Source organism: Flavobacterium sp. N2550 (assembly GCF_025947265.1).
In the GTDB taxonomy this organism is placed as follows: domain Bacteria; phylum Bacteroidota; class Bacteroidia; order Flavobacteriales; family Flavobacteriaceae; genus Flavobacterium; species Flavobacterium endophyticum.
Window position 1 is genome coordinate 2,576,243 of sequence record NZ_CP110007.1, and the last position, 13,694, is coordinate 2,589,936.

Genomic DNA, 13,694 nt, shown 5'->3' on the forward strand with positions numbered 1-13,694 from the left:
TAAGGAATTCTCTAAACGGTTTTTTTATTGTAGCATGATTATTATTTCAAATGCAAGAAGAAATAATTAGCAATTTTTTGGTTCAGATGAATTCTATCCTTGCCGCTAACGTTATGCTCGTGAGTAGGATATAAGAAGTAATCAACCTGTTTTCCTTCCTTGATACAAGCTTGGATAAACTCCATGCTATTTTGCTGAACGACAACCGGATCTTGCGCTCCATGAATCATCAACAAATGGCCTTTTAATTGTTTTGCTTTGTTGATTACGCTTGTTTTTTCATAACCTTCTGGATTTTCCTGCGGCATGTCCATATACCTTTCGCCATACATGATTTCATAATATTTCCAGTCGCAAACCGGACCACCAGCAACACCAACTTTGAAAACATCGCTATGGTTCAGCATTAATGAAGTTGTCATGAATCCTCCAAAACTCCAGCCATAGACACCGATTTTATCTTGATCTACGAAACTTTTTGATTTCAAGAACTCAATTCCCTTCATTTGATCCGCCATTTCGTTCTGTCCTAGATTTCTGTGGATTACATGCTCGAAGTCTTTTCCTCTAGCATCGCTTCCTCTGTTGTCTACCGTGAAAACCACGAATTCATTTTGCGCCATAAAGAAGTCAAACAATGTAGCGCCGCCAAGCCATTCGTTTTGCACCAATTGTGCATGAGGACCGCCATATACATACACCATTACTGGGTATTTTTTATTCGCATCAAAATTTGCAGGATAAATCAAGCGTCCGTTCAAAGGTGTTTTGCCATCAGCAGCAGTTATCGTTACCAATTCCATCTTTGGAAGATTTGTTTTTCCTAAGTAAGGATTAGAAGCCTTGATAAGATTTGTAGATTTTTTAGCCTTCAAGTTTACGATCGACACTTCGTTTGGTGTATCGACATTAGAATATTGGTCAAACAATAACGTTCCGTCACTGCTGATGCTTCCTGAGTGCATTCCTGAAGCAGTGGTCAATTGAGTCGTTTTGCCAGATTTTAAATCGACTTTAAAAAACTGTCTGTCTAAGCCTTTATTTGTAGTTCCGATATAAAATACATTTTTACCTTCCTTGTCAAAATCCAAAAGAGTAGTGACTACAACATCATAATAACCTAGTTTTTTGACTAATTTTCCATCGGTGTTATAAAGATACAACTGCTCAAAGCCGTCTTTTTCACTACGGTATAAAAACTCGGTATTCGAATTAGGCAAGAAAGTCAGGTCGTGCAATGGTTCTACATAGGTCGGAGCTTTCTCTTCAAACAACGTTTTTACCAAGGCACCAGTAGAAGCATCATATTTGTTCAGCTTCAAATGATTCTGTTCTCTGTTCAATACTCCGATATAAATAAACTTTCCGCTCGGTTCCCAAGTAATGCTAGTCAAGAATTGTTCTTTAGGCTCGCCCGTCTGCAAAGTCAGTGATTTTTTAGTGTTTACATCATAAACCACCAAGGTTACTTCCTCGCTTTTCATGCCTGCCATCGGGTATTTGATGTTCTTGTTGGTGGCAATTCTCGCTCCGAAATCTGTCAGCGGATAATCTGCAACCATAGTTTCATCTTTTCTGTAATAAGCCAATTTATCGCTTTTTGGGCTCCACCACATTCCTTTGTTGATTCCAAATTCTTGTCTGTGTGTGTAATCACTTCCGTTTACGATTCCTGCATTTTCGTCAGAAGTTACAGTAATCGTTTGTCCGGAATTAGAAGTAATTTTGATATTATTATTGTCTAGCCAAGCTGTATATTTTCCGTCAGAAGAAATAGTTTGGTTTCTGCCTTCAGAAGAAAAAGCAGTGCCGTTTTTCACTTCTTTTTTATCAACATCAAATTGGATAAGGTATTTCGAATTCTTTCCGTCAACTTCAAATTCTAAAGTGTTTTTGTCAATCCAAGAATAGGCATACGGAAACATTCTTAACTGAAATTCATCGGAAGCAAATTTGCCTTTTAAAGCATTTTGTAATTCGGTTTTTGTCAATAGCGTCGTTTCGGCCCAATTGCCTTCCTCGCTTTTTGAAACCAGTTTTGAATACGAATTATCGAGATACGTTATTGCCTTGGTATCTTTTCTCCATTGCGGAGAAACAAGATTTTCAACAGCAAAATTCCGGTACTGTCCAAAAGTAGCTTCCTCGATAGTCAGGTTTTTCTGCCCGAAAGCCGTCATCCCGACCAAAAGGAAAGCTGATAAAAAAGATATTTTTCTCATGTTGTAAAAATTAAAGTCGCTAATTTACTCAAAATACTAGTCGTGCAAATGAAAGATTGTTACAAATATTCCTTAAAAAGAAATATCCTCAATGTTTTCAATATGTATTGAAAAATCCGTGAAATCGGCACAGTCCGCGTCAAAAAAATGCCTTATTGATTCCAAAGCGAAATCAAAAAGGCATTTTTACAAATATTTTATATCGTAAGCTATTCGGCTAAAACCATAGATTGGTCTAATATCCCTAATTCTATCATACAGGCTTTCATCATAGAATACGTTCTCTCGATATCATTGTCCAAACCGATAGAAAAACGAATCAAACCATCCGTAAGTCCCATTGCAGCCTGTTCTTCCAAAGGAATTTCGCTCGAAGTAGAAGTACCCGGAGCGCTAAACAACGTCTTGTAAAATCCTAAGCTTACGGCAAGATAGCCTAGGTTTCGCTGTTGCATCAATTCCATCAGCTCGTTTGCTTTGTCTAACGTACCAACGTCAATTGTCATCATACCGCCAAAACCATATTCAGGATTAATCATGCCTTTGTATAGCTCGTGGCTCGGATGACTTTTCAATCCAGGATAAACCGTTTTCAATCCGTCTTTTTCAAATTTTTCAGCCAGATATTGTGCATTATGGCTATGCTGTTTCATTCGGATGTGCAGCGTTCTTAAGTTTTTCATCACGCTCGCTGAACGAAGGCTGTCCATTGTGGGTCCCAAAAGCATGCTTGCACCGTTGTTTACATTTTTCAAGTCGTTGATAAATTCTTGTGAAGCACAAACTACGCCGCCAACCGTATCGCTGCTGCCGTTGATGTATTTTGTCAAGCTGTGGATTACGATATCAGCACCCAATTTTGCAGGAGCAACAGACAGGGGAGAAAAAGTATTATCAACTACTAATTTGATATTGTGCTTTTTGGCAATCTTGGCTAATCCAGCAATATCAGCTACTTCAAGCAACGGATTGCTAACCGTCTCGCAGTATAGTACTTTAGTTTCCGGAGTAATTGAAGCTTCGACAATATCTAACTTAGTGATATCCACGAAAGTGGTTTTGATACCAAATTTAGGCGTAAAGTTTTTTAGGAAAGCGTAAGTTCCGCCATATATCGTTCGGCTTGAAACAATATGGTCGCCATGGCTGCATAATTGTAAAAGCGTAGGCGTAATTGCGCCCATTCCAGAAGCTGCAACGTTCGCAGATTCTGTTCCTTCCATGGCAGCTAAAGCCTTGTCAAGGTACAGATTGCTAGGAGAGGAGTGGCGGGAATACAAATAACAGCCTTCTGCATTGCCTTCAAAAGTATCGAACATTGTCTTTGCCGATAAAAAAGTGTAGGTTGATGAATCCGAAATAGAAGGATTTACGCCTCCGAATTCCCCAAAATATTGTAAGTCCTGGATATTATCCGCTGGATTAAAATTTTTCATGAATATATTTTTGTAGTTATGATTACTTTTAAATAATTAGACAAAAAAACAGTTATATAAATAATTAATCAACCATATGGAATATATTTAGAAAATTAAACTATAAATACTACTTTTGATAATTATATAAACTATTCAGGTTTGAAATTATTCAGTCCTGCCGAAAATTTATCCAAATGACTTTAGATGCAATCGACAAAAAACTTTTAAAGCTACTACAAGAAGATTCTAAACGCACGACCAAAGAACTTTCCTTAAAATTAGATTTGTCCGTTACCGCAGTCTACGAGCGCATAAAAAAGCTTGAAAGGGAAAAAAATTATTGAAAAATATGTCGTTCTTTTAGACAGAAACAAAATCCAAAAAGGCTTTGTGGTTTTCTGTCACCTCAAGCTGATGCAGCACACTAAAGAATTTATTTCACAGTTTGAAAAAGAAGTCATAAAACTCACAGAAGTCTTAGAATGCTTTCACGTGAGCGGCGATTACGATTATATTCTAAAAATCTGCGTAGAAAATATGGAAGAATATCGAGAATTTATGGTGACAAAACTTACGACGCTGCAGCACATCGGAAGCACCCACAGCACCTTCATGATTGGTGAAGTAAAAAACACTACTGCTTTCGTATTATAAGTTTATTTTTAACGTAACTTGCTTATTGTTAAATATTTATTTTTATAATTTTTTTGTTAAATTTTTGAAATAACATTAATAATATTGAATCTCTTGTGTATAATTTCTTATATTTGATGTTATTAACTTAACCGAAATATTGTTATGAAAACAAACATTTTAAACATCGCAGGAGTAGAAGTACTCTCAAAAGAAAATTTAAAAGCAATCAAAGGTCAAGGACCAGTAGATCTTTCGTTATGCGGTTGCTCATGTAGCGGCTCTGTAACAGGGCCTAAGTATTGCGTATATTATATTGCTTGTCCGCAAGTTTATACTTGTGACCAATCAGCGATATAATTAGCACAAAAAATTAAAGAGCTGCTCAAGAGAAATCTTGGGCAGTTTTTTTATGTTGTCCTTTCAAAGAAACACAGCGACTGGTGATTTGAAAGCAGAAGCAGTATTTTAAACAAACTTTAAATGCCAAAGGACTTCCTAAACAAAAAAACTTCCTTAATTTTGTGACACAAATTTTAAAAACACAAAAAAAATAGATATCATGAGTTCATTTGACGTAGTCGTTATTGGTTCAGGACCTGGTGGATATGTTGCTGCGATCCGTGCTGCACAATTAGGTTTCAACACCGCAATCATTGAGAAATACAGCACTTTAGGAGGAACTTGCTTGAACGTTGGATGTATCCCGTCAAAAGCACTGCTTGATTCTTCGCACCATTACCACGATGCTATTTCGCATTTCAAAGAACATGGAATCGAAATCACAGGAGAAGTAAAATTCAGCATCGAGCAGATGATTGCCCGCAAAGGAAATGTAGTAGACCAAAACGTTTCTGGTATCAAATACTTGATGGACAAAAATAAAATCACTGTTTTTGAAGGAGTAGGTTCTTTTGAAGACGCCACGCACATCAACGTTGCAAAAAAAGATGGATCTTCTGAGACGCTTGAAGCAAAATATACGATTATTGCAACAGGTTCTAAACCGTCTTCGTTGCCTTTTATCAAAATTGACAAAGAAAAAATCATTACTTCTACAGAAGCCTTGAACTTAAAAGAAGTACCGAAACACCTTATTGTTATTGGCGGTGGCGTGATCGGACTTGAATTAGGACAAGTATATCTTCGTTTGGGAGCGCAAGTTTCTGTAGTAGAATATCTAGACAGAATTATTCCAGGAATGGATGCCGGGCTTTCTAAAGAATTGACAAAAGTCTTGAAGAAACAAGGCATGAAATTCTATACGTCACACAAAGTGAAATCAGTAGAAAGAAATGGCGAAGGCGTTCAAGTACAAGCTGAAAATGCTAAAGGAGAAACAATCACTCTTGACGGAGATTACTCTTTAGTTTCTGTAGGCCGTCGTCCGTATACCGATGGATTGAATGCTGACAAAGCCGGCGTAAAAATTACAGAAAGAGGACAAATTGAAGTAAACGACCATTTGCAGACATCAGTTCCGAATATCTACGCTATCGGCGACGTGATTAAAGGTGCTATGCTAGCGCACAAGGCAGAAGAAGAAGGGGTATTTGTGGCGGAAACTATCGCAGGACAAAAACCTCATATCGATTATAATTTGATTCCTGGCGTTGTTTATACTTGGCCGGAAGTTGCTGCTGTAGGAAAAACAGAAGAGCAGTTAAAAGAAGCAGGAGTAGAGTACAAAGCAGGAAGTTTTCCTTTCAAAGCCCTTGGACGTTCTCGTGCCAGCGGTGATACAGATGGTTTCGTGAAAATTCTTGCTGATGCAAAAACAGATGAGGTGCTTGGCATCCACATGATTGGAGCCAGAACTGCCGATTTGATTGCTGAAGCTGTAACTGCGATGGAATTTAAAGCTTCTGCTGAAGATATCGCAAGAATGAGCCATGCGCATCCAACCTATGCTGAAGCTGTAAAAGAAGCCGCGCTTGCTGCAACCGACAACAGATCAATTCACATGTAATAGTTCAAAAACTGAATAAAAAGACCCGTTTCCAAAAGAAGCGGGTTTTTATTTGTCGCTAAAAAATAAAAAAACTTAATCGTAATTTTGCTCTTCAAATCAAAGCTCTTGAGAACATCGATAAAAATAACGCTAGAAAATCCATCCGAATTTAAAATACAGCTCTTGCTCTGGTCGCAACAATTTCGTGAAGCCATTTTTCTAGATAGCAATAATTACGATCAAAAATATAGCTCGTTCGATGCTGTTCTGGCCGTCGATGCTTTTACGTCTGTCAAAACCGACGAACATAATGCCTTCGAAGACTTGAAGCAATACCAGCAGATTACAAAAGACTGGCTTTTTGGCTATCTTTCCTATGATTTGAAAAAACGATACAGAGGAACTAAAATCAAGCAATTATGACGGACTGCATTTTCCGGATGTATTTTTTTTCCAGCCCAAAAAGCTTTTTCTTCTAAAAGAGGATCAGCTTGAAATCCAATATTTGAATATGTGTGATGATGAGGTAGAGGAAGATTTGGAAGATATCAGAAATCAGAAATCAGAAATCAGTCAAAAATCAGATATCAAAATCCAGCAGCGAATTTCCAAAGAAAGCTATCTTGAAAAAGTTTCAACTATGTTGGAACACATCCACAGAGGTGATATTTACGAAGCGAATTTCTGCATGGAATTTTTTGCTGAAAATGCATCCCTAAACCCAATCGAAACCTATACAAGCCTGAATGCAATTTCAGAGCCGCCATTTGCTGTATTTTTTAAGAATAACAAGCAGTTTCTGCTGTCGGCATCTCCAGAAAGATATTTACGGAAAGAGGATAACAAAATTATTTCCCAGCCTATCAAAGGAACTGCAAAAAGGCATGCAGACGTTCAAGAAGATGAAAGCATAAAGCAAGAATTGTTGGCTAACGAAAAAGAGCGTTCTGAAAACATCATGATTGTTGATCTTGTCCGAAATGATTTGTCACGAACCGCCTCAAAAGGTTCTGTTGAGGTCGAAGAGTTGTGCGGGGCTTATACTTTCAAGCAAGTACATCATTTGATTTCAACGGTTGTTTCAACTGTAGAAAGCGATAAATCTCCTATAGAAATCATCAAGACCACTTTTCCGATGGGAAGCATGACCGGAGCGCCGAAAATTTCTGCTATGAAGATTATTGAAGAGTTGGAAGAAACCAAACGCGGCCTTTACAGCGGTGCGGTAGGTTATTTTACGCCAGACAATAATTTCGATTTTAATGTGGTCATCCGAAGTATTTTATACAATCAAGAGAATAATTATGTCTCGTTTTCTGTAGGCAGTGCTATAACCTCGCTATCCGTTCCAGAAAAAGAATACGAAGAATGCTTGCTGAAAGCCAAAGCCATGCGGGAAGTATTAGAAACACAAACATTGTACTGACAGCCTTTGTATCTGTTAGGTATTAATTTTTCCTTTTCCTATCTTTGAAAATGCTTTTGAAATTTCAGAAATATCTTGCCGAAAACCTTCCTTTCTTAAAAGAAAAAAAACTGCTATTGGCTCTCAGTGGAGGTATTGACAGCATGGTTCTAGCGCACTTGCTGAAGCAGTCTGGTTATATGGTTTGGCTGGCTCATTGCAATTTTCAGTTGCGAGGAAAAGAAAGCGATGAAGATGAAGAGTTTATCAGAAATTTTGCTTCTGGAAACAACTTTGAATTATTTGTAACTACTTTTGATACAAATAGTTTTGCTAAAGATAATAAACTATCCATTCAAGTAGCGGCACGTCAGTTACGATACATTTGGTTTCATCAATTACTTGAAGAAAACAACTTAGATTATCTGCTGACGGCGCATCACTTAGATGATAATTTAGAAACTTTCCTGATTAATTTTTCAAGAGGCACTGGCTTGGAAGGCTTGACCGGAATTCCTGTTCAGAACGATAAAATTGTTCGCCCGCTTTTAACTTTCAGTCGTGAGGAAATTCAAGATTTTGCTGCTGAAAATAAGATCCAATGGCGCGAAGACAGCAGCAATTCATCGGATAAATACTTACGAAATAAATTACGCCATGATGTGGTTCCGATATTAAAAAGCCTCAACCCTGCTTTTTTAGATTCTTTCCAAGACACTTTAAGCCATCTGCAACAAGCAAAATCGTTGGCAGAAGACGCTTCCGTTTTAATTTATAAGCAAGTCGTTTCCGAAAAAGAAAATCAAAAACATTTCAATATTGCAGAATTGAAGAGGCTTCCCAATTATCAAGCCTATTTGTTCGAATGGCTCAGGCCTTTCGGTTTCAAAGCTTGGCAAGACATTTATGAATTGGTCGATGCTCAGTCTGGAAAAGTGATTATATCAGAAAATTATAGGTTACTGAAAGACCGCGAGTACCTTATTTTAGAGCCTATTTCAGAAAAAGATTCAGCCATTTATGAAATTTTTGAAGACGAAATAAAATTTCCGATACATCTGAAAATCTCTGCCGCAGATCAAATTCAGAAACAATCCGATACCGCTACGATTTACGTAGATAAAGAAACGTTAAAGTTCCCCTTGCATATTCGAAAATGGCGTGAAGGTGATTATTTTTGCCCAGCAGGAATTGATGGCAAGAAGAAAGTCAGCAAGTATTTTAAGGACGAGAAAATGTCTTTGAGCGAAAAAGAAAGTACTTGGCTTCTGATTTCAGACGATAAGGTTGTCTGGATTATCGGAAAACGTTCAGACCGAAGATTTTATGTAAACAACACAACTCAAGAAATATTAAAAATAGAAACCTTAAAATGAAAAAAATAAGCCTCCTACTGTTCTTTTTCTTCGCTTTTATTTCTTCTAACGCCCAAATTTTAGATCCTGTAAAATGGACTTCAAAAATAGAGAAGACATCCGATACAGAATATCTTTTGACTTTTAACGGAATCATTGAACCGGAGTGGCATATGTATTCGCAGTTTACGCCAGAAGGTGGAGTCAATCCGCTAGAAGTGCTGATGAATAATGGAGAAGGTAATTTTGAGCCTATTGGAAAAGCTACAGAAAGCAAGACAAGAACAGAATTTAATGAGGTTTTTGAGATAGACGAAACGTTTTTTGAAAATGTTGTTCAGCTACAGCAAAAAATAAAAATCAATAATAAAGAAAATAACCTGATTCAGATTGAATTGTCGTATCAGGTCTGCAAAAAAGTCTGCATTCAGCAGAACAAGTATTTCGAGTTTGATCTAAAAAATCTTGCAGCTCAAGAAGTAATGACTTTTTCCGAACCTGTAGTAACCAAAACAGAAAAGAAAACAGAACAAACTGTAGCTCAGAAACCAGCAAAAGAAGCTGAAAAAGGGTTGCTTTCGATCTTTTTAATTGCCTTTTTCTCAGGCTTTGCAGCGTTATTGACACCATGCGTTTTTCCAATGATTCCAATGACGGTAAGCTTTTTTACAAAACAAAGCAAGACCAAAGCACAAGGAATAAGGAATGCCATCTTATACGGTATTTCCATTATCCTGATTTATGTAATCTTGGGTTCGCTGGTTACGGCAATCTTTGGTGCTGATGCACTTAATGCTTTGTCGACGAATGTATGGTTCAATATCATTTTCTTTATCCTTTTGATCTTTTTTGCATCGTCTTTCTTGGGCGCTTTTGAAATTGTCTTGCCGAATTCTTGGGCAAATAAAGTTGACCGACAGGCAGACAGAGGAGGATTTATCGGAATCTTTTTCATGGCCTTGGCTTTAGCAATAGTTTCTTTCTCTTGTACAGGTCCCATCGTGGGTTCACTTTTAGTGGAAGCTGCCTCAAAAGGCGGTATTGCACCGATTGTCGGAATGGTTGGTTTTTCATTGGCTTTAGCGTTGCCGTTTATGCTTTTTGCCTTATTCCCAGGATGGATGAATTCATTACCAAAATCAGGTGGATGGTTGAATACGGTTAAAGTTTCTTTAGGGTTCCTAGAATTGGCTTTTGCTTTTAAATTCCTTTCTAAAGCAGATTTGGTTATGCAGACACATTTGCTAGAAAGAGAAGTATTCTTGGCTATTTGGATTGCCGTTTTTGGAGCCTGGGCATTTTATTTATTTGGAAAAATAACACTGCCGCATGATAGTCCGCTTTCGCATATTTCGGTCGGAAGGTTTTCACTAGGACTTTTGGTATTATCTTTTACGATATATTTGATTCCGGGGCTTTGGGGAGCGCCATTAAAAATTATCAGTGGTTTCCCGCCTTCAATTACCTATAGCGAGTCGCCTTATGGAGTTGGTAATTCAAAAGGAGGAGGAGCTTCTTCTGGAGAAGAATTGCCCGAAGGTGCAAAATTAGCCGTTCATGATATTGTTGCTTTTACGGATTATGACCAAGGAGTTGCTTATGCCAAAAAAGTCAATAAGCCTATTTTACTCGATTTTACAGGATTTGGCTGTGAGAACTGTCGTAAGATGGAGGACTTTGTATGGTCGGACGCCAAGATACAATCCATACTTAAAAACGATGTAGTGCTGATCTCTTTATACGTGGATGAAAAGCAAGAACTACCTGAAAGCGATAAATACGTTTCTAAGGAAACAGGCAGAAAAATAAAGACCAAAGGAAACAAATGGAGCGATTTCCAGATTACAAGATATAAAGCGAATGCACAGCCTTATTATATTATTCTTGATTCTGAAGGGAAAGACTTGAATGAGCCTGTAGGTTATACGCCTGATATCACAGAGTACGAATCTTGGTTGAAATCAGGAATTTCAAAACATACTAAATAATAAAAAAAGCCTCAAATTTTGAGGCTTTTTTTATTTTCCTAACTGACTTATCAATTTTCTTGCTGCAATCTGCACCGGATCCCAGACAGGTGAGAAGGGCGGGGCATACGACAGATCTAGATCAATAATGTTTCTCAAGGTAAGCCTGTTTGTCAAGGCAGTCGCTAAAACATCAATTCTTTTAGCAGCACCTTCTTCGCCTACAATCTGGCCTCCTAAGAGCCTTCCTGTTTTTTTGTCGGCGATTAACTTTACAGTGATGTCTTTGGCATCTGGATAATAATGTGCCCTGGTTTTAGATTGTATAGTTGTAGTGATATACTCAATATTTAGTTTTTGTAGTTCTTTTTCTAGCAGTCCGGTTCTCGCTACTTCGTAAGAGCATATTTTGCAGACTCCTGTGCCGACTACGCCCGGAAAGACGGCTTTACCGCCTGCAATATTCTTTCCGGCAATTACTCCAGTTTTGTTGGCCACTGTTCCTAAGGACACATAAAATGGTTTTTTGCTCACGAGATGGAATGTTTCCGCACAATCGCCAGCAGACCAAACGTTTCGGATATTTGTTCGCTGTGTTCTTGCGACTTTAACGGCGCCTTTTTCGGATAGTGCGATTTTAGAATTCTTCAAGAAAGCCGTATTTGGGCTAGTGCCCATTCCTAAAATAACCAAATCAGCTTTAAGCGTTCGCTTATTGGTTACTACGGCAGAAATTCTATCCTTTTCGGTTTCGAAATGCTTCAATTCTTCGTTTGAATAGATTGTTACGCCTAGGTTTTTCATGGCTTTGTGGATTAGCGTTCCCATATCAGGATCTAATGTATTCATGATTTCTTCCGAACGATTGACCAAGGATACTTTCAGTCCTCTTATGAGCAGTGCTTCTGCCATTTCTAAACCGATATAGCCACCGCCAACAATCACTGCGTTTTTGGGATTGAAATCTTTTATGTAGCTGTCGATTTTTATACCGCTTCGCAATGTCGATACGCCAAAGATCCCGTTAGCATCTCTATTTGCCACATCAGGACAGTACGCTTTTCCGCCAGTAGCAATCAAGAGTTTATCATAATTTTCCCAGAACTGTGTTTTTTCTGTGCTGTTTTTTACTAAAACCCTGTTGTTGGAAGTATCTACCTCAAGTACTTCGTGTAAGATACGCGCATCTATATTATGTTTTTTTTTGAATTGCTCCGGACTTCTGACAATAAGTTTTTCAGAAGAGCTGATTTTTCCCGAAATAAAATAAGGAATTCCGCAAGCCGAATAGGAAGTATACTCTGATTTTTCAAAGACAATGATCTCTATTTCTTTATTTTCTCTCCGTACTTTGGACGCGGCACTCATTCCCGCCGCATCACCTCCAATAATTACCAGTTTTTGTTTCTTCATAGTTTATAAAAAAAATCAGCCAAGATGTTTAAATATAAACATTTTGGCTGAGATATGGAAAATGGGGAGGTATTACTTTTTAAGAAAAATCCTAAATTCAGTTCCTAAGCCCAATTCTGATTCAAGTTCGATTTTTCCATTTAATTTTTGAACCATCTTTTGTACGGTTGAAAGTCCGATACCAGTGCCTTTTGTGGCAAAACGATCTGTTTTTCCTAACGTTTCAAAAATGTTGAAGATTTTATCGTAATTACCCTTCTCAATTCCGCAGCCGTTATCTTTAATAGAGATGGCATAATAATCTTCTGTTTCGGAGAAATTAATATAAATGATTCCCTTTGGCTTGTCATTGTACTTTATGCTGTTACTGATCAGATTGTAAAAAATCTGACCCAAAGCCATCTTATTTGACTGTATCTTGTGATTCTTTTCGGGCAATATGAATTCGAATTCATTTTTGGTATCCAATATGTCGATAAGGTACTGCATAAAATCGTTCAGCCTTATGTTCTCGTTGGTGATGACCTGCTCATTATCATATTTATAATATTCCAAAATCGCATCGACCAGTTTTTTTAGCTCTTCAGACGACTTATAAATATAATCTAGCATCTGTATTCCTTCGTCATCTAATCGATCATGATTGGTTTCCTGAAGCATTTTGGCGAGCATCATGATATTGTTCAAGGGAGATTTTATATCATGTGAAACGATAGAGGCAAATTGTTCCAAATCCTTGTATTTCGAAAGCAGCATATTGTGGTTTTCCATCAATTGGAAATTCTTCTTTCGTAATTCTAAAAGATTAATGACTTGATTTGCCAGCTTTTCTAGAGCCAAGAGCTGAAAATTATCCAAGCTTCTAGGGTGATTGTCAATCACACAGAGCGATCCTAAAGCATAGCCATTCGGATCTACCAAAGGAACTCCTACATAACAGCGTATGTTCGGAAATCCAGTCACCAGCGGACTATCATAAAAGCGATCGTCATCTAAAGAATCAGGAATAATAAGCATCTCTTTAGGATTGTTGAGCGTGTGGGCGCAAAAAGAGGTTTCTCGAGCTCCTTCAGAAAATTCAAGGCCTATTTTCGACTTGAACCACTGGCGATCCTTATCGACAAGAGTAATGGTTGAAATCGGAGTCTGGCAAATTTCAGAAGCAAGCTTGACGATATCGTCAAAATCCTTTTCAGGAGCGCTGTCTAATATTTTATACGCTAAGAGGGCATCGAGACGCTCCTTTTCATTGTGTGGTATTTGAGGAGAAATCATTGGAAGCAAATAATAAGGGTGTTCTACTTATACGGAAAAAATGAGTTAATGGTTT

Annotated in this window: 8 protein-coding genes and 2 pseudogenes; 6 read left to right on the forward strand and 4 right to left on the reverse strand. The window is 37.8% G+C overall.

The window, feature by feature from the left end; genetic code table 11:
* Positions 1-41 precede the first annotated feature (41 nt).
* Together OLM56_RS11380 and OLM56_RS11385 are read right to left on the reverse strand one after the other, a co-directional pair.
* Positions 42-2,222, reverse strand: coding sequence for a S9 family peptidase (locus OLM56_RS11380; RefSeq protein ID WP_264527047.1), 2,181 nt, complete (start codon positions 2,220-2,222; stop codon positions 42-44).
* Positions 2,223-2,431: 209 nt separating this feature from the next.
* Positions 2,432-3,658, reverse strand: a complete 1,227-nt coding sequence (locus OLM56_RS11385; protein ID WP_264527048.1) for an aminotransferase class I/II-fold pyridoxal phosphate-dependent enzyme — start codon at positions 3,656-3,658, stop codon at positions 2,432-2,434.
* Between the two features lie 176 nt (positions 3,659-3,834).
* On the opposite strand from OLM56_RS11385, the pseudogene OLM56_RS11390 reads away from it, so the two are divergent.
* From OLM56_RS11390 to OLM56_RS11415, 6 genes and pseudogenes are all read left to right on the forward strand, one after another.
* Positions 3,835-4,294, forward strand: a pseudogene (locus OLM56_RS11390) (Lrp/AsnC family transcriptional regulator).
* 144 nt (positions 4,295-4,438) lie between these two features.
* Entirely contained in the window at positions 4,439-4,633 is a 195-nt protein-coding gene (locus OLM56_RS11395; RefSeq protein ID WP_121376331.1) for a hypothetical protein, read from the forward strand.
* Positions 4,634-4,835: 202 nt separating this feature from the next.
* Complete coding sequence (gene lpdA / locus OLM56_RS11400; protein ID WP_121376330.1) at positions 4,836-6,242, forward strand: dihydrolipoyl dehydrogenase; 1,407 nt, start codon at positions 4,836-4,838, stop codon at positions 6,240-6,242.
* A gap of 108 nt (positions 6,243-6,350) precedes the next feature.
* Positions 6,351-7,650, forward strand: a pseudogene (locus OLM56_RS11405) (anthranilate synthase component I family protein).
* A 50-nt stretch (positions 7,651-7,700) separates the two neighbouring features.
* Entirely contained in the window at positions 7,701-9,005 is a 1,305-nt protein-coding gene (gene tilS, locus OLM56_RS11410) for a tRNA lysidine(34) synthetase TilS (RefSeq protein WP_264527049.1), read from the forward strand.
* Positions 9,002-10,972, forward strand: a complete 1,971-nt coding sequence (locus tag OLM56_RS11415) for a protein-disulfide reductase DsbD family protein (RefSeq protein ID WP_264527050.1) — start codon at positions 9,002-9,004, stop codon at positions 10,970-10,972. Before tilS ends, OLM56_RS11415 begins: the two co-directional genes overlap by 4 nt.
* Positions 10,973-11,002: 30 nt before the next feature.
* On the opposite strand, the gene OLM56_RS11420 is transcribed toward OLM56_RS11415, so the two are convergent.
* On the reverse strand, positions 11,003-12,364 hold the full coding sequence (locus tag OLM56_RS11420; RefSeq protein WP_264527051.1) for a CoA-disulfide reductase: 1,362 nt from the start codon (positions 12,362-12,364) through the stop codon (positions 11,003-11,005).
* 72 nt (positions 12,365-12,436) lie between these two features.
* Positions 12,437-13,639 carry a sensor histidine kinase gene (locus OLM56_RS11425; RefSeq protein ID WP_182493574.1) on the reverse strand — a complete coding sequence of 401 codons (1,203 nt, stop codon included), beginning with the start codon at positions 13,637-13,639 and terminating at the stop codon, positions 12,437-12,439.
* Between the last annotated feature and the right edge of the window lie 55 nt (positions 13,640-13,694).